The sequence below is a fragment of the Acinetobacter sp. V115_6 genome, assembly GCF_031799025.1.
In the GTDB taxonomy this organism is placed as follows: Bacteria; Pseudomonadota; Gammaproteobacteria; order Pseudomonadales; family Moraxellaceae; genus Acinetobacter; species Acinetobacter pittii.
This window is the reverse complement of sequence record NZ_JAVQNO010000015.1, coordinates 16,695-42,155: the sequence shown is the minus strand read 5'-3', so window position 1 is coordinate 42,155 and position 25,461 is coordinate 16,695. Positions and strand designations below refer to the sequence as shown.

19 protein-coding genes, 2 tRNA genes and 4 pseudogenes are annotated in these 25,461 nt (G+C 38.3%); 12 read left to right on the top strand and 13 right to left on the bottom strand.

Annotation, left to right across the window (positions count from 1 at the left end):
• Positions 1-102: 102 nt before the first annotated feature.
• Positions 103-188, bottom strand: a tRNA-Leu gene (locus RMA94_RS03125).
• Positions 189-199: 11 nt separating this feature from the next.
• A tRNA-Cys gene (locus RMA94_RS03120) sits at positions 200-273 on the bottom strand.
• Positions 274-425: 152 nt separating this feature from the next.
• Here RMA94_RS03120 and folD point away from each other — a divergent pair.
• Both folD and RMA94_RS03110 read left to right on the top strand, forming a co-directional pair.
• A complete protein-coding gene (folD, locus tag RMA94_RS03115) occupies positions 426-1,274 on the top strand; it encodes a bifunctional methylenetetrahydrofolate dehydrogenase/methenyltetrahydrofolate cyclohydrolase FolD (protein ID WP_002115552.1) in 849 nt (282 codons plus the stop codon).
• 256 nt (positions 1,275-1,530) lie between these two features.
• Positions 1,531-2,199 (top strand): methyltransferase, encoded by a 669-nt coding sequence (locus RMA94_RS03110; RefSeq protein WP_078221306.1) that lies wholly within the window; start codon positions 1,531-1,533, stop codon positions 2,197-2,199.
• Between the two features lie 22 nt (positions 2,200-2,221).
• On the opposite strand, the gene RMA94_RS03105 is transcribed toward RMA94_RS03110, so the two are convergent.
• Together RMA94_RS03105 and RMA94_RS03100 are read right to left on the bottom strand one after the other, a co-directional pair.
• Positions 2,222-2,644 (bottom strand): hypothetical protein, encoded by a 423-nt coding sequence (locus tag RMA94_RS03105; RefSeq protein WP_002115580.1) that lies wholly within the window; start codon positions 2,642-2,644, stop codon positions 2,222-2,224.
• Positions 2,645-2,761: 117 nt separating this feature from the next.
• The gene (locus RMA94_RS03100; protein ID WP_005803945.1) at positions 2,762-4,093 is read right to left on the bottom strand and encodes an MFS transporter; all 1,332 of its coding nucleotides are present in this window, start codon (positions 4,091-4,093) and stop codon (positions 2,762-2,764) included.
• 373 nt (positions 4,094-4,466) lie between these two features.
• On the opposite strand from RMA94_RS03100, the gene glpK reads away from it, so the two are divergent.
• Positions 4,467-5,975: a glycerol kinase GlpK gene (glpK, locus tag RMA94_RS03095; RefSeq protein WP_311081818.1), complete on the top strand. Its 1,509-nt coding sequence runs from the start codon at positions 4,467-4,469 to the stop codon at positions 5,973-5,975.
• Positions 5,976-6,129: 154 nt separating this feature from the next.
• Positions 6,130-7,647 (top strand): glycerol-3-phosphate dehydrogenase, encoded by a 1,518-nt coding sequence (gene glpD, locus RMA94_RS03090; RefSeq protein ID WP_057085552.1) that lies wholly within the window; start codon positions 6,130-6,132, stop codon positions 7,645-7,647.
• A gap of 41 nt (positions 7,648-7,688) precedes the next feature.
• Here the strand turns inward: glpD and RMA94_RS03085 are convergent, their stop codons facing one another.
• Complete coding sequence (locus tag RMA94_RS03085) at positions 7,689-9,521, bottom strand: phosphoenolpyruvate carboxykinase (GTP) (protein ID WP_005067621.1); 1,833 nt, start codon at positions 9,519-9,521, stop codon at positions 7,689-7,691.
• Positions 9,522-9,912: 391 nt separating this feature from the next.
• Here RMA94_RS03085 and RMA94_RS03080 point away from each other — a divergent pair, with 391 nt between their 5' ends.
• From RMA94_RS03080 to groL, 4 genes are all read left to right on the top strand, one after another.
• A complete protein-coding gene (locus RMA94_RS03080; protein ID WP_002115559.1) occupies positions 9,913-10,851 on the top strand; it encodes a diacylglycerol kinase family protein in 939 nt (312 codons plus the stop codon).
• Positions 10,832-11,590 carry a metallophosphoesterase gene (locus RMA94_RS03075; RefSeq protein WP_130173302.1) on the top strand — a complete coding sequence of 253 codons (759 nt, stop codon included), beginning with the start codon at positions 10,832-10,834 and terminating at the stop codon, positions 11,588-11,590. Before RMA94_RS03080 ends, RMA94_RS03075 begins: the two co-directional genes overlap by 20 nt.
• Positions 11,591-11,775: 185 nt before the next feature.
• On the top strand, positions 11,776-12,066 hold the full coding sequence (gene groES / locus RMA94_RS03070; protein WP_002120604.1) for a co-chaperone GroES: 291 nt from the start codon (positions 11,776-11,778) through the stop codon (positions 12,064-12,066).
• Positions 12,067-12,124: 58 nt separating this feature from the next.
• Complete coding sequence (gene groL / locus RMA94_RS03065; protein WP_002120607.1) at positions 12,125-13,759, top strand: chaperonin GroEL; 1,635 nt, start codon at positions 12,125-12,127, stop codon at positions 13,757-13,759.
• A 266-nt stretch (positions 13,760-14,025) separates the two neighbouring features.
• Here groL and RMA94_RS03060 read toward each other — a convergent pair.
• The 4 genes and pseudogenes from RMA94_RS03060 to RMA94_RS03045 all read right to left on the bottom strand — a co-directional run.
• Positions 14,026-14,190 (bottom strand): annotated as a pseudogene (locus tag RMA94_RS03060) (AAA family ATPase); the annotation flags it as partial.
• A gap of 201 nt (positions 14,191-14,391) precedes the next feature.
• Positions 14,392-14,796, bottom strand: coding sequence for a putative four-helix membrane protein (locus RMA94_RS03055; RefSeq protein WP_069037059.1), 405 nt, complete (start codon positions 14,794-14,796; stop codon positions 14,392-14,394).
• Between the two features lie 12 nt (positions 14,797-14,808).
• Positions 14,809-14,913: pseudogene (locus RMA94_RS03050) on the bottom strand (LexA family transcriptional repressor); the annotation flags it as partial.
• A gap of 386 nt (positions 14,914-15,299) precedes the next feature.
• The gene (locus RMA94_RS03045; protein ID WP_311081813.1) at positions 15,300-15,674 is read right to left on the bottom strand and encodes a diacylglycerol kinase; all 375 of its coding nucleotides are present in this window, start codon (positions 15,672-15,674) and stop codon (positions 15,300-15,302) included.
• A gap of 106 nt (positions 15,675-15,780) precedes the next feature.
• Here RMA94_RS03045 and RMA94_RS03040 point away from each other — a divergent pair, with 106 nt between their 5' ends.
• On the top strand, positions 15,781-16,743 hold the full coding sequence (locus RMA94_RS03040) for an MBL fold metallo-hydrolase (RefSeq protein WP_311081811.1): 963 nt from the start codon (positions 15,781-15,783) through the stop codon (positions 16,741-16,743).
• Positions 16,744-16,788: 45 nt separating this feature from the next.
• Here the strand turns inward: RMA94_RS03040 and RMA94_RS03035 are convergent, their stop codons facing one another.
• Positions 16,789-17,931 carry a glycerophosphodiester phosphodiesterase gene (locus tag RMA94_RS03035; RefSeq protein WP_039759756.1) on the bottom strand — a complete coding sequence of 381 codons (1,143 nt, stop codon included), beginning with the start codon at positions 17,929-17,931 and terminating at the stop codon, positions 16,789-16,791.
• A gap of 263 nt (positions 17,932-18,194) precedes the next feature.
• On the opposite strand from RMA94_RS03035, the gene RMA94_RS03030 reads away from it, so the two are divergent.
• Positions 18,195-21,290 carry a multidrug efflux RND transporter permease subunit gene (locus tag RMA94_RS03030; protein WP_202724752.1) on the top strand — a complete coding sequence of 1,032 codons (3,096 nt, stop codon included), beginning with the start codon at positions 18,195-18,197 and terminating at the stop codon, positions 21,288-21,290.
• 70 nt (positions 21,291-21,360) lie between these two features.
• Positions 21,361-21,936, top strand: a complete 576-nt coding sequence (locus RMA94_RS03025; RefSeq protein ID WP_130173299.1) for a DUF4112 domain-containing protein — start codon at positions 21,361-21,363, stop codon at positions 21,934-21,936.
• A 48-nt stretch (positions 21,937-21,984) separates the two neighbouring features.
• On the opposite strand, the gene htpX is transcribed toward RMA94_RS03025, so the two are convergent.
• The 3 genes and pseudogenes from htpX to RMA94_RS03015 all read right to left on the bottom strand — a co-directional run.
• On the bottom strand, positions 21,985-22,890 hold the full coding sequence (htpX, locus tag RMA94_RS03020) for a protease HtpX (RefSeq protein WP_002118851.1): 906 nt from the start codon (positions 22,888-22,890) through the stop codon (positions 21,985-21,987).
• Positions 22,891-23,148: 258 nt separating this feature from the next.
• A pseudogene (locus tag RMA94_RS19385) lies at positions 23,149-23,274 on the bottom strand (lytic transglycosylase domain-containing protein); the annotation flags it as partial.
• Positions 23,275-23,333: 59 nt separating this feature from the next.
• Positions 23,334-24,009: pseudogene (locus tag RMA94_RS03015) on the bottom strand (lytic transglycosylase domain-containing protein); the annotation flags it as partial.
• Positions 24,010-24,513: 504 nt separating this feature from the next.
• On the opposite strand from RMA94_RS03015, the gene ttcA reads away from it, so the two are divergent.
• Entirely contained in the window at positions 24,514-25,419 is a 906-nt protein-coding gene (ttcA, locus tag RMA94_RS03010) for a tRNA 2-thiocytidine(32) synthetase TtcA (protein WP_002118895.1), read from the top strand.
• The last annotated feature ends 42 nt before the right edge of the window (positions 25,420-25,461 follow it).

The window sequence follows — 25,461 nt, the reverse complement described above, 5'->3', positions numbered from 1 at the left end:
TATATGGGGTGAGAAAGGGATGCTAATAAGTATCCTTTTTTTAGACATAAAAAAACCAGCTTTCGCTGGATTCTTTATGACACCAATTTCTATACTAGAAAATGGTGCCCGGGGCCGGACTCGAACCGGCACGCTTTGTGGGCGGGGGATTTTAAATCCCCTGTGTCTACCTATTTCACCACCCGGGCTTTACCAAAATTGGAGGCGGAGGTCGGAATCGAACCGGCGTCCACGGAGTTGCAGTCCGCTGCATGACCACTCTGCCACCCCGCCTACATTTGGTGATGCACATATTAGCAACCTTTACAAAAAAAACAATACTGTTTTGAGATAAGATGAACATAAAAGCAACATCTAGAATAAATTTGTCCAAATAATCATGTATTATTGGCACATTAAATTCATGTCTACCTTGGAGATGTGCTGTGGCATTGGTTTTAGACGGTCGCGCATTAGCAAAGCAAATTGAAGAAAATTTGTCAGTACGTGTTGAAGCTTTAAAAGCTAAAACAGGTCGTACCCCAATTTTGGCGACTATTTTAGTTGGGGATGATGGCGCATCTGCAACTTATGTACGCATGAAAGGAAATGCTTGCCGTCGAGTAGGCATGGACTCTTTAAAAATTGAATTGCCACAAGAAACGACAACAGAACAATTATTAGCTGAAATTGAAAAACTTAATGCTAACCCAGATGTACACGGCATTCTTTTACAACACCCAGTTCCAGAGCAAATTGATGAGCGCGCATGTTTCGATGCAATCTCATTAGCTAAAGATGTTGATGGTGTAACTTGTCTTGGTTTTGGCCGTATGGCTATGGGTGAAGCTGCATATGGTTCAGCAACTCCTGCGGGCATCATGACCATTTTAAAAGAAAATAATATCGAAATTGCTGGTAAACATGCGGTTGTAGTTGGTCGTTCTGCAATTTTAGGTAAACCAATGGCAATGATGCTTTTGCAAGCGAATGCAACAGTAACGATTTGCCATTCACGCACACAAAACTTACCTGAGCTTGTGAAACAAGCTGACATTATTGTTGGTGCTGTAGGTAAAGCTGAACTTATCCAAAAAGATTGGATTAAACAAGGTGCAGTGGTTGTAGATGCTGGTTTCCATCCTCGTGATGGCGGTGGCGTAGGTGATATTCAATTACAAGGTATTGAAGAAATTGCTTCTGCTTATACACCAGTACCGGGTGGTGTTGGTCCAATGACCATTACTACTTTGATTCGTCAAACTGTAGAAGCTGCTGAAAAAGCTTTAGGTTAATTTAATTAACGCTAGGCTGTTATTTGATACGCGTAACCGTCATCCGCAATTGTTTGAGGCAGAAATACGTTAAAAATTTAATGTTTCTGCGATGCTTTCGATTCTAGAGAGTATCTGCCGAGTTTTGCGGATGACAATGGTTTTGCCTACTTTTCCCGAAAGAAAAGTAGGTCCAACCAAAGGTTATTCTAAAAATTCAAATCATAATGGAATGACTCTGTTATGCTTGTTATAAAAATGAATTAAAAGAAATCTGATGAGCTGCACTTTTCAACTGTCTAAAGCCCCTGAACATTTACTTCAAGCACTAAATGAAGTTATTCCTAATTGTGAGTTGATGGTACAACAATTACCAGAAACGCCTATTTCTTTATGGTTGATTCCACCAGTTTTTCCAACTGATCGCTTAGATGATGAAGTTATTCGCCGTATTTGGAATGACACGCCGTATTGGATTTTTTGTTGGGCATCTGGTTTAGCGATGGCACAGTGGTTACTTGCAGAGCCGCAACATGTTAAAGATAAAGTTGTTTTGGATTTTGGAGCTGGTTCAGGTGTTGTTGCAATCGCAGCTAAAATGGCTGGTGCTAAAAGAGTAATTTGTTGTGATATTGATCAAATTAGTCTTGCTGCCTGCCGTGAAAATGCTTTGTTGAATGATGTTGAGCTGGAATATCTGGACGATTTGTATAAAGCAGAGCAAGTTGATGTTTTGCTAGCAGCTGATGTTTTATATGATCAATGTAACCGCTTTTTCTTAGATGAATTTTTAAAGTTTGCACCAGAAGTCTGGGTGGCTGATAGTCGTGTTAAGAATTTTAGTCACCCCAAATATCAAAAGATTGGTGAAAGAAGTGCTTCTACATGGCCTGATCTAGATGAAGCTAAAGAGTTTAGAAATGTAAGTTTTTATAAGACGCTGTAAAAGAACAGCGTCTTTTTTTATTTTATGAACAAGTATAACGAACAACTTTTAATGTGCTTGGACGTGCTTCAAGCGCTTGGCGAGTTGCATAGTCCTCACCATTATTTAAGCTAGGTGTGTTTGATAAACCAAAAGAAGCACGAGTTTCGCCGAGTTGAATTCCATAATGCTCATCTTTCGCTGGATTAGGAATTTCGTTGATACTCAAAATTGATAATTTATAAACTTTCTGAGCACCTAGCACATTCTGACAAGCGCGTTGTAATTTACGTTCATCGAGTTGCTGGTTATTACGACCCGCTAAAGTGTAAGCTAAAGTCGCCGAAGTTTTTGTTTGGTTTTCAATCTGGTATCCAGTTGAACCATTATATTGTCGAGGGGTAGTCTGACAAGCAGTTAAAACAAACATACTACTTAATGCCAAGCATAAAATACTTCTATTCATCAGTATCGTCCTTATTTTCTTATAGCTAGTATCTCATAAAATACAAAGGTTGTTGGGGCTTAATCTCATGATTTGAGCTAACATCGGCGAACGATATTAGCCCTTATTAGTAAAGTATTAATGTTCTTTGATTTTTGAATGATGCTTGGTATCTTTCATAAAAATATAAATAATGAGAGAAATGAAGATCATAATACTTACATAAATAAAGTACCAAGATTCATGCCCAGCTTCTTTAAAACTTAAAGCAAAGAACTCTGCTGTTCCGCCAAATAATGTATTGGCAATCGCGTAAGGTAATGCAACACCTAGAGCGCGAATGTGTGCAGGGAAGAGCTCGGCTTTAACCACGGCATTAATTGAAGTGTAGCCAGTCACCATCACAAGACCTCCAAAACATAACCAGAAAGCTGTCCAGTAATTATGTGTATTTGCAAGTGCATCAAATAAAACGTATGTGAATAAAACACCTGTTATTCCGAAGAAAATCATAAGGGGTTTTCGACCAATGCGATCCGACAGAGCACCCGCTACAGGCTGTAGACACATAAAAATAAATAGCGCTAAAGTTGTAATTTGAGTGGCTTCAGGTTTAGTAAATCCAGAAGTATTGACCAAATATTTTTGCAAATAAGTCGTGTAAGTATAAAAAGCTAAAGTCCCGCCAGCGGTTAAAAACAATACTGTGAAAGCTTCTTTAGGGTAATGTTTAAATAAAGCAAACATGCCTGATTTTGGCTGGTCTGTTTCTGCCTGAGCATTTTTAAAAGATTGAGTTTCTAATAGGCCACGTCGAATACGGAAAACTACAATAGCAAGTAAAGCCCCGATAAAGAATGGGATACGCCATCCCCAATCATGTAGTTGTTCTTCGGTTAATACCATTTGTAATATTAATAGAACACATAGGGCTGTGAGCTGGCCAGCAATCAATGTTACATATTGGAAGCTAGAGAAAAAACCACGTCGATTTCTTTCAGCCATTTCACTTAAATAGGTAGCACTAGCACCATATTCACCGCCTACACTTAAGCCTTGAATTAAACGAGCGACAACTAAAAGAAGAGGGGCAAATACACCAATACTTTCATAACTTGGTGTCACGGCAATAAGCAGCGAACCTATACACATTAAAGTGACGGAAAGCGTAAGACCCGCTTTACGACCTTTACGGTCTGAATAGATTCCCATAATCCATGCACCGATTGGGCGCATTAAAAAGCCTACAGCAAAAATTGCGGCCGCTTGAAGGAGCTGAGCCGTCTGGCTACCTTTTGGAAAAAAAGCATGAGCAAAATAGAGCGTAAATGCGGCATATACATACCAGTCGTACCATTCGACAAGGTTACCGGCTGAACCGCCCAAAATTGATTTTAGACGAGTTTTTGTATCTAAATTAGAATGTGGAGTTGTTGCGGTAGAAGGTTGATCAACCATGAGTCGCTCCATGTTTCGCTTGGGTTGAATGCTAAAAAAGAGAAGATTTATTCCGTTTTTACATATTTTCTAGAGGAGTATTTCACTTTATTTTTTTTATGTCTGTAAAACAATGTTTATTATTTAAGCAAAGGAATAAGTTGAATATTTATGTGATTTCAAATTAGCCGATCAGCTCACGTTTATAATATTGTTGGGATCTTTGGCATATTATTTTTTTCCAAGTAGTAAAAATTGATAAAGAATGAGTAGAGTTTGGGCGAAGAAAACCTATACCCCTTAAAAATAATGATATATTCCAAAGAAAATTTTAAGTAAATATAGTTAGGCATGATGTCTTGGCATTGTGGACTAGATGTGTGTGAATAATGAAAGGGACATTCAGATGTCAAATTGCCCGAAAAAATATATTGTTGCTTTTGATCAGGGAACAACAAGCTCAAGAGCAATTGTTTTAGACCATGATGCTAACGTTGTAAGTATTGCTCAAAAAGAATTTACTCAGATTTATCCTCAGCCTGGCTGGGTTGAGCATGACCCTATGGAAATTTGGGCTACGCAAAGTGCTGTTTGGGTAGAAGCATTAGCTCAAGCTGGTATCAAGAGTGAACAAGTTGCAGCAATTGGGATTACCAATCAGCGGGAAACCACAGTTGTTTGGGATAAAAAAACGGGCAAGCCGATTTACAATGCGATTGTTTGGCAAAGTCGACAAACGACTGAGATATGCAATCAACTACATAAAGCGGGATTGAAAGAATACATAAGTAAAACAACGGGTTTGGTGATTGATCCGTATTTTTCGGCTACAAAAATTAAATGGATTTTAGACCATGTTGAAGGAAGCCGTGAGCGTGCTGAGCGAGGTGAATTATTGTTCGGTACGGTGGACACTTGGTTAATCTGGAAACTAACCAATGGTGCTGTTCATGTCACTGATTTTACCAATGCTTCAAGAACTATGCTTTTTGATATCGAAAAACTTGAATGGGATGAAAAACTTTTACAAGTTTTAGAGATTCCTCGAGTAATGCTACCCGAAGTGCGTAGCTCATCTGAGGTTTATGGATATACACATACCATTAGTGGGCAAGAAGTTGGTATCCCCATTGCAGGAATCGCAGGTGATCAACAAGCCGCACTGTTTGGTCAAATGTGTGTTGAGTCTGGTCAGGCAAAAAATACCTACGGCACAGGCTGTTTTCTATTAATGAACACAGGTAAGAAGATTGTCTGGTCAGAACATGGATTACTAACTACTATTGCATGTGGTGCGAGTGGTGAGGTGAACTATGCCTTAGAGGGCGCCGTGTTTAATGGTGGTTCTTGCGTGCAGTGGTTGCGCGATGAATTAAAGGTCATTAAGAATGCTAAAGACTCTGAGCTTTATGCAACACGTGTGAAAGATAGTAACGGTGTATATGTTGTACCTGCTTTTACAGGGTTGGGCGCACCGTATTGGGATCCAACTGCGCGAGGAGCAATTTTTGGTCTCACACGTGGAGCCAGTATTGAACATATTATTCGTGCAACTTTAGAGTCTATTGCTTTTCAAACCCGAGATGTTTTGGATGCAATGCAGCAAGATGCAGAAGAAGAGCTCCGTACACTCCGTGTTGATGGGGGAGTGACGGAAAATAATTTCTTAATGCAATTTCAGGCCGATATTTTAGCAACACCAGTAGAACGTCCAATAATGAAAGAAACCACAGCTTTGGGTGCAGCTTTCCTTGCTGGACTGGCGACGGGTTTCTGGCAAGATCTACATGAGTTAAGAAATAAATCTGCCATAGAAAAGGTATTTGAGCCAAAAATGTCTTCTGAACAATCAGAAATTATTTATAAAGGTTGGATCAAGGCAGTTAAGCGTAGTCAAAGTTGGGCTGAGGATTAATTCGTTCTTTAACTGGTTGAATTCAATAGTAGGGTAATCAATTAACGGTTAAACACTTAGTTATTTAAAATTGATTATTCTACTTTTTTGATTGTTGTTTCTTCAATTTGGTGTTTTAATTTTTATAAGATCAACAATAAAAAGAAAATGAAAAATGATAGTACAGCCTAATGATTATTCAAAAATATATGACATTGCCGTAATTGGTGGCGGTATTAATGGCGTCGGTATTGCTAATGATGCGGCAGGTCGGGGCTTATCGGTATTTTTATGTGAAAAAGATGATTTAGCTAGTCACACTTCATCTGCTAGCAGCAAATTAATTCATGGTGGTCTGCGCTATTTAGAGCATAAAGAGTTTAGATTAGTTAGAGAAGCCTTAGCAGAGCGTGAAGTGTTGTTGGCTAAAGCTCCACATATTATTAAACCCATGCGCTTTATTATGCCTCATCGACCACATTTACGCCCTGCATGGTTAATTCGGGCGGGCTTGTTTTTTTATGATCATTTGGGAAAACGAGAAAAACTATTAGGATCAAATCTTATTTATTTCAAAGAAGATAGCCCTTTAAAGCCGGCTATCACACGTGGCTTTGAATATTCTGACTGTACTGTAGATGATGCACGTCTTGTAGTGTTAAATGCATTACAGGCCAAAGAGAAAGGTGCCAAAGTCGTAACACGTACGCGTTGTATTAAAGCTTATAGGGAACAAGAGCTGTGGCATCTGGAGCTACAAAGTGGAGCAGAGTTTTATCAGGTACGTGCACGAGCTTTAGTGAATGCGGCAGGTCCTTGGGTTGAAGAAATTATTAGTGAAAATCTGAAGCTAAAATCACCCTATCGAATTCGGCTGATCCAAGGAAGTCATATTGTTGTACCAAAATTATATGACTGCCATAAAGCCTTCATTATGCAAAACGAAGATCGACGCATCGTGTTTGCAATTCCGTATTTAGAAAAATATACACTGATTGGTACGACCGATCAGGAATATACAGGTGATCCACAAAAGGTAGAGATCACAGAGGTAGAAATTGATTACCTCTTAACAGTGACCAATTCACATTTTAAAAAGCAGTTAACTCGAGCTGATATTGTAAGTCAGTACTCGGGTGTACGTGCTTTATGTGATGATGAATCTGATAATCCTTCAGTGATTACACGTGACTATACCTTGGTATTACAGGCTGAACATAAAAAAGCACCTTTGTTATCTATATTTGGTGGCAAGATCACGACTTATAGGAAACTGGCAGAGGCTGCTTTAGAAGATCTATCCCCGTTTTTTAGTAATATGGCAGAGGAGTGGACTGCAGATGAGCCATTACCTGGCGCTGAAAACTGGACAACACTAGATGATTTAACGCATCAGATTCAGTCACGTGTAAGTGGAGTGTCTGAATCACTTACCAACCGTTGGGCGCATGCATATGGCACAAGAGTCTGGAATATGCTCCAAGAGAGAAATGCAATAGAGCAATTAGGCCAGAATTTTGGACATGACTTATTTGAATGCGAAGTCAAATATTTATGTGAATATGAATGGGCAACTACTGCTGAGGATATATTGTGGCGTAGAACAAAACTAAGTCTGGCATTTGATGAGCAACAAGTAAAAATATTGGAAGCTTATTTATCTGAGCGTCGACAAAAAGATGATGCCGCATAATAAAAAAGGTCGCACATGGCGACCTTTTTTATATATAGCAATTAGAAGCCAGTTTTTACAGCTTCAAGTAAAGCTGCTTGACGTTCTTTTAATGCTTTCGGTAAGCGATCACCGAGTTTATTAAATAAATCAGTGTGGCTTTCAATTTCAGTAATCCACTGATCTTTATCTTGAGCTGTGATTAGGTCAAATTCTTCTTTAGAGAATTCAGTACCTTCCCAGTTCAAGTCGTCATATGTTGGAACAAGGCCAATTGGTGTTTCAACAGCGTTTGCACGACCTTCACAACGATCAATGATCCACTCAAGAACACGCATGTTTTGACCGAAACCAGGCCATACGAAGTTGCCTTCAGCATCACGACGGAACCAGTTTACATTGAAGATTTTTGGTAATTTATTACCAGCTGCTTCAGCTTTTGTGCTTACTTGTTGACCAAGGCTTAACCAGTGATCGAAGTAGTCAGCCATGTTATAGCCAGCAAATGGAAGCATCGCGAATGGGTCACGACGAACGATACCTTGTTGGCCAACAGCAGCAGCAGTAGTTTCAGAACCCATGGTTGCCGCTTTATATACACCGTCAACCCAATCAAAAGCTTCAGAAACTAAAGGAACTGTATCTGCACGGCGACCGCCGAAGATAAATGCAGAAATTGGAACGCCTGCTGGATTTTCCCAGTCAGCATCGATAGAAGGGCATTGACCAGCTGCAACAGTGAAGCGAGCATTTGGATGCGCTGCTTTTTCACCATTTACATGAGGTTGACCTTTCCAGTTAGTTAAGTTTGTTGGAACTTCTTTAGAAAGACCTTCCCACCATACTTGACCATCTTCAGTTACCGCTACGTTTGTATAGATAACATCTTTATGAAGAGTTGCCATACAGTTCGGGTTAGTCTTGGTGTTTGTACCAGGAGCTACACCGAAGAAACCAGCTTCAGGGTTAATCGCATATAAACGACCATCTTCACCTGGTTTGATCCAAGCAATATCGTCACCTACAGTTTCGATTTTCCAACCTTCATAACCTGCTGGTGGAATTAACATTGCAAAGTTTGTTTTACCACATGCAGACGGGAATGCTGCAGCGATGTAGTGTTTTTCACCTTGAGGGTTAGTTACACCAAGAATAAGCATGTGTTCAGCTAACCAACCTTGTTCGCGTCCCATGACAGAAGCGATACGAAGAGCTAAACATTTTTTGCCAAGTAATGCGTTACCGCCGTAACCAGAACCGAAAGACCAGATTTCACGAGTTTCTGGGTAATGAACGATATATTTTTCAGGGTTACATGGCCAAGCAACGTCTTTTTGACCTTCAGCAAGTGGAGCACCTACTGTATGTACACAAGGAACAAACTCACCGTCTGTACCTAATACGTCATAAACTGCTTTACCCATACGTGCCATTTTACGCATGCTAACAGCAACGTAAGGAGAGTCAGTTAACTCAATACCGATATGAGCAATGTGGCTACCTAAAGGACCCATTGAGAAAGGAACAACGTACATTGTACGGCCTTCCATTGAGCCTTCAAATAAACCATTTAATTTTTCACGCATAACAGCTGGGTTTTCCCAGTTGTTTGTCGCACCAGCATCTTCTTTATTTTGAGAGCAGATGTAAGTACGGTCTTCAACACGTGCAACGTCAGATGGGTCAGAATTTGCAAGATAAGAACCAGGATGTTTTTCTTGGTTTAATTTCTGCATGGTGCCGTTAGCGATCATCAAGTCGATTAGACGTTGATACTCTTCTTCGCTTCCGTCACACCATTCGATTTTTGCTGGTTTGGTTAAGTTTGCAATTTCTTCAACCCATGCGATAAGCTTAGGATGACGAACGAATTCTGGTGCGTTCACTGTGGTCATGGTGAGGCCTATTCAAAATATGTACAACGTACAAGTCATTCATTGAGAGGTACAATGAAAGATCAAATAAAAAAGTGGCTGTATTAAAGCACAAAATCATAAAAAAAATAAGACTAAAGACTAAGAAATAGATATTTTACTTTTTTATATTTTTCTCATTTAAATCATTAACTTGTAGTTTTTTACAATATCTTATTCTCAATATTTTTATGTTGTATGTATGTTATTTATATTATTTATTTCCTTAAAAATCAATATCTTGATTCTTATTTTTTTCTTGAGAATTATTATTGATTAAACAAATGATCTTCATTCAAAATTTACATAAAGAGACTTTTATTAGGCGTTTTTATATACAATATTCAGGATGAATCCCTCTAAGATAATAAAAATGCGGACTTTAAAACCTCTCTCTATCATTTATAACCAAAAGTCGGGTTTTCATGCGTCAAAACATGAAGATATGTATGAACAGTTAATGACCGTGTTCACCGAATTTGGTTTTGAAATACAAGTTTTTGAATTAGCGGAAGATGTTTCTTTTGATGATTTGATGAGTCAAGTAATTCATCGGCATAGCCAAAATGCAAACTTAGGTGTTGTTGTTGCAGCGGGTGGGGATGGAACATTAAATGCGGTAGCATCAAAACTTAGACATACTCATATCCCTATGGGAATTTTACCTTTGGGAACTTTTAATTATGTCGCTAAAGTTTTAGATATTCCCTTAGATTTGTTAGAAGCTGCTGAAGTCATCGCTACAGGTACACCACGCTCTGTACATATTGCGACAATTAATGACCATGTTTATTTAAATAATGCGAGTCTAGGACTTTATCCATTATTTATAAAGAAACGTGAGCTTTATAATAAATACTTAGGACGCTTACCTTTGCATGCCTATACCTCAGCGCTGGATGTTTTATTAAGAGAAAATAAATCCATGAAACTTTCCGTCACAGTTGATGGGAAGAAATATCCAGTCAAAACCCCTCTAATTTTCTTTGGTAATAACCAGTTGCAGTTGTGTGATATGAAATTAAGAATTGCCGAATGTGCAGCACAAGGTCGAGTCGCTGGAGTGGTCATTACGAAAAGTGATCGGCTTAGTTTATTAAACATGTTGTGGCAGTGGATTCAAGGCAAAGTAGAAGAGACACAAGATGTTTATAGTTTTTGTGCAGATCATGTGGTGGTAGATTGTGCAAAAAGATCAAAACTTACAGTAGCTTTAGATGGTGAAATATTAGAGATGAAAGCACCTTTAAATTTCTCTGTAGAAAAGAATGCTTTAAATATTATGGTGCCAAATGTTGTTACATCTGTCTGATCTGCATTTTGGAACAGAAGTTGAGGTATGTTTAGATGCAATCCGACTTTTTTGCACTCAACATAAGCCTGAAGTCATTGTGGTGAGTGGTGATATTACTCAACGTGCCCGATATCAACAGTTTTATAAATGCCGTCAGTTTTTAGATAGCCTTAATATTCCTTATCTTGTTGTTCCTGGTAATCACGATATTCCGTTGTACCATGTCTGGAACCGTTTTTTTTCACCATTTACTCGCTACCAATATTTTTTTGGCCAGCTTGAACCCACTTTAGAAACTGAACATTTTTATATTGTTGGGGTGAATAGTATTCGCCGTCGTTATCATACTCGTGGACATATTTCGATTGAGCAAATTCAAACTACATATGAGCGATTACAGCAAGGGCCACCGAATAAAATCAAATTAGTTGTTTTCCATCAACCTTTTTATACTCCACCTGATGATGAGCATGGTATTAAAGATTGTCCTGTATTAGGAAAAATGGCACTCGAAAAATGGAGTACAACGGGACTATTTGGAATGTTACACGGGCATTTACATAAAACTGCTGTATATGATTTAACGCAAATTTATCAATTAAAGATAGATCATCCTATTTATGATATTCATGCGGGAACAGCAACTTCTAGCCGTTTGCATTATCATGTTCCAAATAGTTTTAATGTCATTTCAAATGAAGGAAAAATTAATCATTATTGGTTTAATGCGCAGTTGGCTAAATTCACTTCTGATTGATTTGGTTTAGATGAGTTTAAATATTTGATTGTTTAAAAAATATTCAAAAGATAGAAAAATTTTTCTTATTTCCCCTTGAAGCCTTTTTTTTCATCCCCACAAAAGTGACATCTAAATATTTTGTTATTGCTCTGGATTAAAGCAATAACGATTAATCAAAAAGACTTAGTCTGATGGAGTTAATTATGAGCAACATTCGTCCATTACATGATCGCGTTGTAATTCGTCGCGTAGAAGAAGAAACCAAAACTGCTGGCGGTATTTTACTTCCAGGTTCTGCTGCTGAAAAACCATCTCAAGGTGAAGTAATTGCAGTAGGTAATGGTCAAATCACTGAGAATGGCGTACGTGCTTTGGATGTTAAAGTTGGTGACAAAGTATTGTTTGGTACTTATGCAGGTACAACAGTGAAAGTAAGTGGTGAAGAACTCTTAATCATGAAAGAGTCAGACATTTTAGCTGTGTTAGAAGGCTAATCAATCCATAACTCAATTCATTATCAGATTCAGTATTTAAAAAGATTCGGAGTTTAATATGTCAGCTAAAGACGTAAAATTTGGTGATTCAGCTCGTTCAAAAATGATTGCAGGCGTAAACGTACTTGCTGATGCTGTTAAAGTGACTTTAGGCCCTAAAGGTCGTAACGTAGTGATTGACCGTTCTTTCGGTGCTCCGCACATCACTAAAGACGGCGTAACTGTTGCTAAAGAAATTTCATTAAAAGACAAGTTTGAAAACATGGGTGCTCAACTTGTTCGTGAAGTTTCTAGCAAAACTAACGACATCGCTGGTGACGGTACTACAACAGCAACTGTACTTGCTCAAGCAATTTTAAATGAAGGGATCAAATCTGTAACTGCAGGCATGAACCCAATGGATTTAAAACGTGGTATTGATATCGCAGTAAAAACTGTAGTTGAAAATATCCGTTCAAATGCAAAACCTGCTGACGATTTCAAAGCGATCGAACAAGTTGGTTCTATCTCTGCTAACTCTGACACTACTGTTGGTAAACTTATCGCTCAAGCGATGGAAAAAGTAGGTAAAGAAGGCGTAATCACTGTAGAAGAAGGTTCTGGCTTCGAAGACGCTTTAGACGTTGTAGAAGGTATGCAGTTTGACCGTGGTTATATCTCTCCGTACTTCGCAAACAAACAAGATACTTTAACTGCTGAACTTGAAAATCCGTTCATTCTTCTTGTTGACAAGAAAATCAGCAACATCCGTGAATTGATTTCTGTTTTAGAAGCAGTTGCAAAAACTGGTAAACCTCTTCTTATCATCGCTGAAGATGTTGAAGGTGAAGCGCTTGCTACACTTGTTGTAAACAATATGCGCGGTATTATCAAAGTATGTGCTGTTAAAGCTCCTGGTTTCGGTGACCGTCGTAAAGCAATGCTTCAAGATATCGCAATCTTGACTGGCGCAACTGTTATTTCTGAAGAAGTTGGTATGTCTTTAGAGCAAGCAACTCTTCAAGATTTAGGTACTGCGCACAAAATCACTGTTTCTAAAGAAAACACGGTTATCGTTGATGGTGCTGGTGATGCTGCTGGTATTGCTGAGCGTGTTCAACAAATCCGTGCTCAAATTGAAGAATCTACTTCAGAATATGACCGTGAGAAATTACAAGAACGTGTTGCTAAATTAGCAGGCGGTGTTGCTGTAATTAAAATCGGTGCAGCGACTGAAGTTGAAATGAAAGAGAAGAAAGACCGTGTAGACGACGCACTTCATGCAACTCGTGCAGCAGTTGAAGAAGGTGTTGTTGCTGGTGGTGGTGTTGCTCTAGTACGTGCGGTTAATGCATTAGATGGCTTAAAAGGCGCTAATGAAGACCAAACAGCAGGTATCAACATTTTACGTCGTGCGATCGAAGCTCCACTTCGTCAAATCGTTGCAAACGCTGGTGATGAGCCATCTGTAGTGATCAATGCTGTTAAAGGTGGTGAAGGTAACTTTGGTTACAACGCTGCAACTGGTGAATATGGCGATATGTTAGAAATGGGTATTCTTGACCCAGCTAAAGTAACTCGTTCTGCACTTGAGCATGCGGCCTCTGTTGCTGGCTTAATGTTAACTACAGAATGTATGATTACTGACATTCCTGAAGATAAACCAGCTGTTCCAGATATGGGCGGTATGGGTGGTATGGGCGGAATGATGTAAACTGCTCAATTTTAATTTAAGTGTTTGTAATATACGGTTTAATTTTTAATTTAAATAATATTTACTCACAGTATTACTCACATTTAATTTAGCCATAAAGAAAAGGTCGCTTAATGCGACCTTTTTCTTCAACTGATTTCATGCTTTCAGTTCCTGAATTTCGGATTCCTCAGAACCTTCTAAAATACAGCTAAGAACATAACTATTAAGTCAGAAGTCTTTACGTCCATCTTTATTTGGAGGTTTTATTCTTCCGTCCTTTATTCGATCATATGTTTTAATAAAACACCGTCATGTTCACCAAGTTGTCTTGGATCTAAAAATAATTGTGAACGATCTTTAGTAGCTACTGTAATGTTGTCGTGTGTACGATCAAGTACAGTCGTAAATTCATATTCAACACCATCTCGCTGTTCAGCCTTCAATTTTACAAAGCACATTGGGTGAAATTTGATGTGCTTTTTTGTTGTCTTGATGAGAGAAATATTGGTATACCAATATAAGTAGTCAATAGTTCTTAATGTTTAATACTAGTTTACTTATTTTTGCGGGAAATTAATTAAAGAAGACCCACTTAAAGTGGGTAATAAAGGGATTAGTATTTTTTTTAATTGGCTAGATATTATTGATATTTAAGTTCTGTATAAGAACAAAAGAAATGAGAAAAAGCCTAAATAAACCCAGTACCATATCTCTCGGACCAATTCTCTGCCGCCGTAAGCACCAACTATTTCAAAGACCAGACCTGAAGCAAATAATGCCATGAGAGCCATTACAAATAACATTACTCCCCAATCGCTCAATCCATACAATCGTTCAGGCTTTTCCCCTTCCTTTTTTCGATATATCCAGTTTTTAATTGATCTGTAGTAAAAGTAAGAAGCACCAATTCCCAGAACTATCATGAAGAGAGTAGATGCTGAGTTGTTGGTTGATGGACTACCTGTCACTCTATATCCACTATAAATCACAGCATTCACTTTAAAATTAATAAGGAATAGGAATAAAAAAATTCCTAAATTTTTTAATAAAAACATATTAGTCTCGTTTTAATATTTGACCTCTCTATTGTGCCTAACAACAACACCAATAATCGATATTATAATTTGTAACGAGTTAAGTGTTGGAAATTCTGGATTTAATGGTACTGATTCATACGAAAGACTTTTTTTAGTTGGTTTAATCGTTTGATTTTTATATCTTTTAACATGAAGTGTGAGTAACGCTATTTTTGAGGGGGCTACTCACAAAAATTGGTAATGTCATATAAGACTAGTTCAGCATAAAAAATACTAAGTGACATTAGCTCAAGATTTTACTTCATACTAGTTCATATAAGGTAATGATGATGTTAGGAATGATGTAATAACGCATCAACGCATTAACCAAAAAATCCCTGCTTATGCAGGGATTTTTTTTATTTTTCACGTAATTTTAAGAAATAATTAAGTTCCATTATTTATATTAAAAACAGGAACAGCAGCTAGAAGTTCCTCTTTTGTTACAACCATGCTTATTTACTTGTAGGCATGGTTTTTTTTTAGCCTAATAAAATAATTAACCATGTAATAGCAATGATAGAGAGTGCAACAAATTGCGCAGCACTTCCCATATCTTTTGCATTTTTAGAAAGCTGATGTTTTTCAAGGGAGACTCGGTCAACCACAGCCTCAATAGCAGAGTTGAATAGTTCAACGATCATTGCAAAAAGACATACAATAATCAGTAGTACATGCTCACTACGGCTCACATCAAGAAAAAAACTAACCGGAATCAAAATAATATTAATCAAAACAATTTGGCGAAAAGCTGCCTCATTTTTATAAGCTGCTTTAAATCCTGAAATAAAGTAGCCCGTTGCATTTAATATGCGCTTAAGACCGCTTTTACCCTTATAGGGAGAATAGCTATTCATATACTTATATTTCTGACACTTTTCATGCATTATATACCCTAGCCCTTAAAAAATTATTAAATCTTTTTTAAAGATTTCGACTTTATAACTCAATAGAGAAGAAAAGATGAAAAAATTATGTGTAGCGTTGGGCCTTGCAATTGGAAGCATCCATGCAAGTTATGCTGAGCCAACAGCAACCCCGCAAGTACCAGGATATTATCACCATCAATTTGGAAACTACCGCGTAACCTCTTTGCTTGATGGTACGATTTATTTAAATCCTGATTTATTCAAAAACTTAAATCAGGCCCAGAAAACTAAAATCTTAACGAAATATGCTGCTGTTAATGAGAAAGGGATTCAAACCTCGGTAAATGCATTTTTAGTTGATGATGGAAAAAGTTTAACGCTTGTAGACAGTGGTGCAGCAAGTTGTTTTGGCCCGCAACTTGGTTCCATTGCAAAAAATATTGAATTGGCAGGTTATAAGCTTGCTGATGTAAAAACTGTCTTACTTACTCATCTACACCCAGACCATGTGTGCGGTATTGCTCAAAATGGAAAAGCCGTATTTCCTAATGCAACTGTATATGCACATGAGCGTGAAACTGATTACTGGTTAAATCCAGCTTCTGAAAAAACAGTGCCAGCTGACAAAAAAGAAAGTTACTTGGGTACTGTTAAAAACGTAAAAAATGCTCTTGCTCCATACCAAGTAAAAAAAGCATTCAAGACATTTAAAGACGGCGATGTCATTCAAGGTTTTGAGGTAATCGATACTCGTGGTCATACACCAGGTCATCATAGTTTCCGCTTAAAAAGTAATGATCAGCAAATCATTTTTGTTGGAGACATTGTCCACTCACATTCATTGCAATTTGATGCTCCAAAAACTGGAGTAGATTTTGATGTGAATTCTGAGCAGGCGATTAATACACGTTTAAAAATGTTTGCTGAAATTTCAAATAAGCAACAATGGGTTGCCGCACCACATTTACCATTTCCGGGCATTGGCCATGTTTATAAAGTAAATGTTGAGCAATATCAGTGGATCCCACTTTATTTTGATAATGTTGTAGAGAAATAAAAAAACAGGGCATTTATTGCCCTGTTTTTTTATTAAAAACTTTATTTATTTTGCGGTTTTTTCATAATTAATAACGGCTTCACGGCCAAGTGCTGGGTCATCTGTAAAGACACCATCAACACCAGCTTTAAAATAGGCTTCAAACTCTTTTAAAGCACCAGATGGACAGCGCTCCGCTGGTTTATCTTGACTGCACTTTAAATGCGTTGGTAAATAATAATTTTCTGGGCGGAAAGTATAAGGATGTACTTTTAACCCAGCTGTATGTGCATCAGTGATAAACGAAGTTGTTTGAACTGAGCCACTGTCATTAAAGTTAAGAATATAGCCTTTGCTTGGCCCTACACCGTTTGCATATTTAGCCACGTCTTTTAAGCCTTGTGCTGTGGCTAAATCGGCATAAGTTTTAGTTTCGCCAGATTCAACGAAGTCGGCTGGTTGCGAAGTTTTAGCGTCATATAATTGAATGATTTGTGCATGTTTAATCGTTTTATGAAGGTCGAGCTGATCTTTTAAATATTTTAGATTACTCACTTCAAAAGACTGTAAATAGACAGGTGCAATATCACGTGTATATTCGTATTTGGCTAAGGTTTTAAGAAGGGTATCTTCCATTGCCAGTTTCTGATTTTTAAAGTAAGTCGGATGTTTGGTTTCAATATATAAACCAATAATTTTTCCCGTTTTCTTATAATTTGCTTCAGCCAGTTCAATCACTTGCTCTAGAGTCGGGACAGGGTAGAGGTCATTATAGGCTGTGTTTGCTGGTCGGAACTCTGGAATGCGTTCACGCGCTTTAAGCTGTTGTAATTCACTTAAAGTGAAGTCTTCTGTAAACCAGCCTGTTAAGTCTTTACCATCAATATTTTTTGTTGTTTTACGATCTGCAAACTGGCTTAAAGTGCTTACATTGGTTGTTCCACCAATCTCATTTTCATGGCGAGTAACCAATACGCCATCTTTTGTAGAGACTAGATCAGGTTCAATAAAATCTGCGCCATCATCAATCGCTTTTTGATATGAAGCTAATGTGTGTTCAGGACGTAAAGCGCTCGCGCCGCGGTGTCCTACCACTAAAATTTTAGGAAGTTGATATTCTGGTGTGGTTGGTGAGTTTTCAGTTTTATCGTCATCATTACAACCAACCAAGCTAATTAAACTTAAGCATAAAAGTGCTCTTTTAAACATAATTCTACTCATATTGTTTTAGTCGAAACGTATTTAGTCTGATGATTGAACTTGACGTGATCATGAAGAATTCATGAATTTTCAGTGACACTTGTTAAAACCTTGTTTATGGGTTTGTAGGAAATGCCAGTTCTTGCTTTGTTTTTGTTCTAATTGCATTTATTGTGTTAATTCTACTTGTCTTTTTTATATCGCTCGTTGATGATCAAGAGGGCAAATTTGGTATTGCCATCTGTTAATTGACGACCTAATTCTGAGCAGCCATGCTATCTAAATTTTTTATTCAGCGTCCCATTTTTGCCAGTGTACTCGCAATTATTGTTATGGCATTTGGTATTTTCTCGGTGCTGAATTTACCCGTAGAGCGCTATCCTGATATTGCCCCTCCTAAAATTACAGTCTCGGCAAGTTATAGTGGTGCGGATGCACAAACGGTTGAGCAAAGTGTTACTCAGATTTTAGAACAACAAATACAAGGTATTGATAATTTACTTTATTTCAGCTCTACCAGTGATTCATCAGGACGTAGCCGAATTACCATTAGTTTTGATAATGGAACAAATCCAGATACAGCACAGGTTCAAGTACAAAATAGTATTAGTGGCGTCATAAGACGCTTACCCGATGAAGTACAACGCCAAGGGGTGACCGTGAGTAAGTCACTCGGCGATACTTTTATGGTGGTAGGCTTATATGACTCTACAGGTAAATCGGGCAATATTGAGCTATCGGACTATTTAACTACGCATGTGGTAGATGATCTGAACCGTATTGAAGGGGTGGGTGAGTCTGATGTTTTCGGTTCGCAATATGCGATGCGAATCTGGCTAAATCCAGAGAAATTAAAACAATATAATTTAATGCCAAGTGATGTAGCGAATGCAATCACTGCTCAAAATACACAAGTTGCCGCAGGTGCAATCGGTGATTTACCTGTCATTGATGGACAATATTTAAATACGAAAGTCACCGCAGGATCTCGACTAAAAACAGTCGAAGATTTTAAAAATATTGTAGTGAAAGCAAATCAAACAGCGAGCTATGTCTACTTAAAAGATATTGCTAGAGTGGAGTTGGGTGCAGAAAATTATCAGTCTTTTAACACCATTAATGGTTATCCGGCCGCTGGTTTAGGCATTTCACTATCTTCTGGTGCAAACGCGATTCAGACCTCTAAACTCATCCATCAAACTCTAGATCAGCTTACAACCAAGCTACCTGCTGGCTATAAAATTGTTTATCCACGAGATAATACGCCGTTTGTTCAAGAGTCTATTAAAGAAGTTGTAAAGACGCTTATTGAAGCCATTATTTTAGTTATTTTGGTGATGTTCCTGTTCTTGCAAAGCTGGCGCGCTACACTCATTCCGAGTATTACCGTTCCTGTTGTTATTTTAGGAACCTTTGCTGTTTTATATGTGCTCGGTTTTAGTATTAACACCTTAACGCTTTTTGCATTGGTGCTCGCCATTGGTTTGCTAGTAGATGATGCGATTGTGGTGGTTGAGAATGTTGAACGGCTCATGCATGAACAGCATTTAACACCGAAAGAAGCAGCCATTGAGTCGATGGGAGAAATTAGTGGTGCCTTAGTCGGAATTACATTGGTTTTAACTGCTGTTTTTATTCCAATGTCGTTTTTAGGTGGTTCAATTGGCGTGATTTACCGTCAGTTTTCCATTACCTTAGTTGCGGCTATGGCATTATCACTCGTCGTGGCATTAGTCTTAACACCTGCGTTATGCGCTTTAATTTTAAAACCGAATCCAGAGCCTATGCGCTGGGCAGTTTGGTTTAATAAAAAAATTGATCAACTTAAAAATCAATATATCAAGATCGTTCAAACAAGCATCCGTTATAGTAAATCGGTTATCGTGATTTTTGTGGCTTTGATTGCTGTTTTTGCACTGTTCTATAGTGGTTTAAAAAGTGGATTTATTCCTAAAGAAGATCAAGGCATTTTAAGTGTTCAAATTAAACTTGTTGATAGTGCGCCAATCTCGCAAAGTCAGAAAATTGGAGAACAAGTCCGTCAGTATTTCTTAACCCAAGAAGATAAGAATGTAGATCTGGTTTTGATTCGCTATGGCCGAAATTATTCTGGTACAGGCCAGAACTTGGCTCAAGGATTTATTGCCTTAAAACCTTGGGATGTGCGTACTGGAAAAGAAAATTCAGCTGACGCTATACAAAAGCGTGCGATGAAATATTTTAGTCAATTCAATAATGCACAAATTAATGTGACATTACCCGCTTCAGTCAATGGTTTGGGTCAAACCGATGGTCTGGATTTATGGATTCAAGATTTGAATGGGCAAGGGCAAGATTTTCTAGATAACACCTTCCGTCAGTTGCAAACACAGAGCAAAAACTATTCAAGTTTTGAAAACTTTGATAAGCAATCTACTAATAGTAAAGCAAACCTCAATATCAAAATTGATCAGAAACAAGCATTAGCAAATGGATTAGAGCTACCCGCGATTAACAATACTTTGTCGAGTGCATGGGGGGGAACGTATGTAAATGACTTTATTGACCGTGGTCGTATCAAGCGCGTTATGATTCAAGGTGATGCCCAGTTCAGATCAAAACCGGAAGATTTATATAATTGGTCTGTACGTAATAACCAAAATGAAATGGTACCTTTTAGCTCATTTGCTAATTTCAGTTGGGGTGGTGCTCCTGAAATCGTAAAACGCTATATGGGTTATAGTGCCTTGCAGTTACAAGCAGATGTTGCAAGCGGCAGTAGTTCAGGTCAGGCAATGAAAGATGTTGAACAACTTGTAAATCAGCAAAAAGATGTTGGCTTGGCGTGGACAGGTCTATCTTTTGAAGAGCAGAAGTCGACAAATCAGGCTGTCTGGTTATATTTAATTTCCGCAGGCTTTATCTTCTTATGTTTAGCTGCACTCTATGAAAGTCTAAGCATTCCCGCTGCGGTAATGACCTCTATTCCGCTTGGGGTGGGAGGAAGTGTCATTTTCTCTTATATTTTTGGCCTCCCAAATGATGTGTATTTCCAAATTGCACTGTTAACCACAATTGGATTGTCTTGTAAAAATGCAATTTTAATTGTTGAGTTCGCCGCCTTGGCTCAAGAAAAAGGGAAGAATGCAATTGAAGCAGCTTTAGAAGGCGCGAGCTTACGTTTAAGACCGATTTTAATGACTTCTTTGGCTTTTGGTGCAGGTGTGATTCCTCTTGTCTTTGCGCAAGGGGCAGGGGCTGTAAGCCGTCAAGAAATCGGTATTAGTATTTTAGGTGGCGTAATGTTTGGTACAGTACTGGTTCTTTTCTTTATTCCAGTCATGTACGTGTTGCTGCGTTCCTTGTTTAGATCGAAAGCTACTCGTTAAGTAAATAATTTAAAAACAGGTATTAAATCAAGTATATTAAGATTAACTACTCTTCATATATTTGATTTAAATGCCTCAAGAAAAAAAATTAACAGAGCAACAGGTCATCGCACTAGAACGAGATCTGGCCAAGTTTGCAACCATGATGGACAGTGCGGTTCGCATTCCTTTTACAAAGCAGGGCATTGGTGCCGATGCTGCACTGAGTACTATTCCGTTTGCCGGTGATGTCGCTGGTTTTGCATTGACCTGTTATGCCATCTATAAAGCTAAACAAATTGGTGTGCCTCAGCATAAGTTGACTCCAGTCATCAAACTCGCTGTTGTAGATGCTGTAGTAGGCTTTGTTCCTGTGGCTGGGACTATTTTTGATATTTTTATAAGACCCAGTCGAAAAGCACTAGATGTAGTTCATACGCATATACGCGAAGAATATGCGATTCAGAGTGATATTCATGTCGTTCATCCATACTTACATGAAAAGCTCGAAAAGAAGCAGCAGAACTCAGCTTTCTGGCGAAATCCTGTTGTCAGTTGGTTATGGTTGCATATTCCCGATTTAGTAGGTGCGCTTGTACTGCTTTTAATTGGATTAGCTGTTTGGTGGGGCGCAAGCTATCTTTGGAGTTTCTATCAAACCATGTAATAAAAAATAAAGCCTCCATTTGGAGGCTTTATTTTTACATTAAACGTTTTATGGGCAATCTAATTGATGTAAAGCTGCCACACGCTGTTCAATTGTTGGGTGGGTTTGGAACAAAGCAGCTAAGCTGAAACCTTGTTCTTTACCTTCCGCAATTGCGAAGGCTTTCATTTCTTTTGGCATTTGATCTGGCATTTCCGTCTCAGCTTGGAGACGTAATAATGCAGAAATCATTGCTTGTTTACCTGCTAAACGTGCACCTGCTTCATCAGCACGGTATTCACGATAACGAGAGAACCACATCACAATGGCAGAAGCGAGAATACCAAAGACGATATCCAATACCATGGTAATAATGAAGTAACCCATACCCGGGGCTTCATCGTCTTGACGACCAAAGACATTACGGTCGATAAAGTCACCAACTACACGAGCAAAGAACATAACAAAGGCGTTCACAACACCTTGGATGAGCGCTAGGGTAACCATGTCACCATTCGCAACGTGACCAATCTCGTGCGCAAGCACAGCACGTAGCTCATCTTTGTTCATACGTTCAAGTAGACCAGATGAAACGGCAACTAAGGCATCATTTTTGTTCCAGCCTGTTGCAAAGGCATTGGATTGATATGATGGAAAAATACCAACCTCTGGCATGTTGATACCAGCACGTTGAGAAAGTTCAGCGACTGTTTGCAATAACCAGCTTTCAGCTTGGTTACGAGGAGCATTCGGGTCGATCAGTTCTGTACCGGTCGTTTTCTTAGCCATCCATTTTGACATGAATAACGAGATTAAAGATCCCACCATACCAAACACAAAACAGATCACTAAAAGGTTGCCTAGATTCAAGCCACCCGCGCCATGGTAACTACCGACACCGAAGAGTGACAAAATAATGCCAGCTACAACCAGTACCGCGAGGTTGGTAAGCAAAAACAAACCAATCCGCATCATTGAGAAAATCCTCTTATAAATAAAATGTTATCTGATTTACAAATTCGAAATCATGAAGCTAATATGCGGGGCTTGGGGGAAAAATTCAAGAAAAAAATAAGGAATTGATACATTCTTTCATTTAGCAGAATGTGCCTAAATTTAAAGAATAATTGGCTAAATTCGTCAAAATGGTAAAGATCAGGTAATAGATCATTACAATTTAAAACATCTGAACTTACCTAAATAGAACTGCGAGCCGCCGTTCTTCTTTACTGTTTATTCAATTCGTATATGGGCAATTGCGGTGGCATTATTGGTGACATAAGTGCCTGTTGGTGCATCGGTATAGGTACCGTCAGATAAAGTCACGATTTGACGAGAAGATGAATATTTAGGTGATTGAGTCGTAATTTGAGCTGTTGTGTTTTCTGCCAAATTAGAAGGATGTGAAACGGTTTGTACTGAAGCATTAGTAAAAGATGAAAAACCTGAACCCGATGCATATAGGTTTTGGTATCGACTTGTTACACGGCGCACATAATCTTGTGTTTCACGGAAAGGGGGAATACCGCCATATTTATCGACATTACCTTCACCGGCATTGTAAGCCGCAAGCGCCATTTGCGTGTTTCCATTAAAACGCTTGAGTAACCAGCTTAAATATTTAGCGCCTGCAAAAATATTTTGTTGCGGGTCATAGGCGTTAGAGACATTAAAACGACGGGCAGTCGCAGGCATGAGCTGCATTAAGCCTTGAGCACCTACTGGCGAACGAGCTCTTACGTTAAATCCTGACTCGGTGTGCATAACGGCTTTAATTAGACCTTCTGAAACACCATGTTGTTGTGCAGCTTGTCTAATAATGTGGTCGAAAGCGTTCTTATTTTTATTGTAGCTTGGCAAAACAGAAGCTTCTGATGCTCCCCAGTTTGTATAACTGTGAATATTACTATCAGGGTAATAGGTCACTTTTACTTTTTTAAGGGAGTGGTCATAGCTTTTTCGGTTGGTGAGTAATGTACTACCGTTTTTATCTTGGTAAATATACATTTGACCTGCTGAACTCGAAGTTATGCCGACCGTAAAAGTGGTCATCCCCAGCAAACAAGAAACAAGAAATTGAACCGATTTTTTCATTTTATGTTATTCACAATTTTTAGGTACTCAAAACTTGCAAAAGAGTTTATCAAAAAATATTACTTAAAGAAGATTTGTGTAATTTTTTTTATTTCGACTCTTTCAAAAAATCAAGCTGATTTGTTCGAATGCTCATCAAAAAAAATTAAAAAATTTTTTTAAAATGATTCTATTGACATGGTTAACGTGTTGATTATTAATAATAAAAAACATTGGTTAAAAAATGATCAATTTAAAGAAAACCCTTAACAGAAGGCCAAAACAGTTTGTCAAGTACGAAGAAATCCACAATTTTATCCACAGGTTTTGTGGAAAACTGTGGAAAAGTCCAAAAAGTAAGCATTTTGCACAAATTTTGAACGCTTCAGTCAAAATAGAGCATGTGTTTTGCATCATGCACGAGCAATGTGACGACTTCAAGAATTGAAACTATTCTTTTGATGCGATTCTCTTCTGAATCATATAAAATTGCGCGGTATTTTTATTTATGGGTATATCTCGTCTATGTACGCGCCAGTTGAGTCCAATCAGGGATTTAATTTTAAGCCTGAACTTCCAACAAGCTCGGCCTATTACCGTTTGCTCAAGAAGCTTCGCCGTCAAGTTGGGCATGCTATTCGTGACTTCAATATGATTGAAGATGGCGATAAGGTCATGGTGTGTGTGTCTGGTGGTAAAGACAGTTATACCTTGCTCGATATTTTGTTGCAGTTTAAGCGTATTGCACCAATCAATTTTGAGGTGGTTGCGGTTAACCTCGACCAAAAACAACCAGGCTTTCCTGAAGATGTTTTGCCTCGTTATATGGAAGAGAACAACATTCCATATTACATTTTAGAAAAAGACACATATACCATTACTAAACGTTTAACACCTGAAGGTAAAACCTACTGTGCAGTGTGTTCACGTTTACGCCGTGGTTCTTTATATGGCTTTGCACAAGAGATCGGTGCGACTAAAGTTGCTTTAGGTCATCACCGTGATGACATCATTGCAACGTTCTTCTTGAATTTGTTCCATGGTGGTAGCTTAAAGGCGATGCCTCCAAAGCTTTTATCGTCAGATAAAAAGAACATTTTGATTCGTCCTTTGGCATATGTTGAAGAAAAAGACATTATTAAATATGCCGAGATTCGTCAGTTCCCAATCATTCCATGTAATCTTTGTGGTTCGCAGGAAAACCTACAGCGTGCCATGCTTAATGAAATGCTACGTGAATGGGATAAACAGTATCCGAAGCGCTTACACAGCATTTTCGGGGCATTACAAAACGTATCTCCGTCTCAGTTAGCAGACCGCGAATTGTTTGATTTCGAGGCTCTAGATTCTCAGCGCGAGTTGGATATTAAAGATCCGGAAGAGCTTAAGAACCGTTTAGATGTCGTGAATTTAAGCTTCGCTGCTGAATAAACGCTAGCATAAAGAATGTTAAAGGCACTTTATAAACAAGTG

Coding starts and splice junctions, on each gene's coding strand:
- RMA94_RS03110 (WP_078221306.1), top strand. CDS start 1,531: ATGAGCTGCACTTTTCAACTGTCTAAAGCCCCTGAACATTTACTTCAA.
- RMA94_RS03105 (WP_002115580.1), bottom strand. CDS start 2,644: ATGAATAGAAGTATTTTATGCTTGGCATTAAGTAGTATGTTTGTTTTA.
- RMA94_RS03100 (WP_005803945.1), bottom strand. CDS start 4,093: ATGGAGCGACTCATGGTTGATCAACCTTCTACCGCAACAACTCCACAT.
- glpK (WP_311081818.1), top strand. CDS start 4,467: ATGTCAAATTGCCCGAAAAAATATATTGTTGCTTTTGATCAGGGAACA.
- glpD (WP_057085552.1), top strand. CDS start 6,130: ATGATAGTACAGCCTAATGATTATTCAAAAATATATGACATTGCCGTA.
- RMA94_RS03085 (WP_005067621.1), bottom strand. CDS start 9,521: ATGACCACAGTGAACGCACCAGAATTCGTTCGTCATCCTAAGCTTATC.
- RMA94_RS03080 (WP_002115559.1), top strand. CDS start 9,913: ATGCGGACTTTAAAACCTCTCTCTATCATTTATAACCAAAAGTCGGGT.
- RMA94_RS03075 (WP_130173302.1), top strand. CDS start 10,832: ATGTTGTTACATCTGTCTGATCTGCATTTTGGAACAGAAGTTGAGGTA.
- groES (WP_002120604.1), top strand. CDS start 11,776: ATGAGCAACATTCGTCCATTACATGATCGCGTTGTAATTCGTCGCGTA.
- groL (WP_002120607.1), top strand. CDS start 12,125: ATGTCAGCTAAAGACGTAAAATTTGGTGATTCAGCTCGTTCAAAAATG.
- RMA94_RS03055 (WP_069037059.1), bottom strand. CDS start 14,796: ATGTTTTTATTAAAAAATTTAGGAATTTTTTTATTCCTATTCCTTATT.
- RMA94_RS03045 (WP_311081813.1), bottom strand. CDS start 15,674: ATGAATAGCTATTCTCCCTATAAGGGTAAAAGCGGTCTTAAGCGCATA.
- RMA94_RS03040 (WP_311081811.1), top strand. CDS start 15,781: ATGAAAAAATTATGTGTAGCGTTGGGCCTTGCAATTGGAAGCATCCAT.
- RMA94_RS03035 (WP_039759756.1), bottom strand. CDS start 17,931: ATGTTTAAAAGAGCACTTTTATGCTTAAGTTTAATTAGCTTGGTTGGT.
- RMA94_RS03030 (WP_202724752.1), top strand. CDS start 18,195: ATGCTATCTAAATTTTTTATTCAGCGTCCCATTTTTGCCAGTGTACTC.
- RMA94_RS03025 (WP_130173299.1), top strand. CDS start 21,361: ATGCCTCAAGAAAAAAAATTAACAGAGCAACAGGTCATCGCACTAGAA.
- htpX (WP_002118851.1), bottom strand. CDS start 22,890: ATGATGCGGATTGGTTTGTTTTTGCTTACCAACCTCGCGGTACTGGTT.
- ttcA (WP_002118895.1), top strand. CDS start 24,514: ATGTACGCGCCAGTTGAGTCCAATCAGGGATTTAATTTTAAGCCTGAA.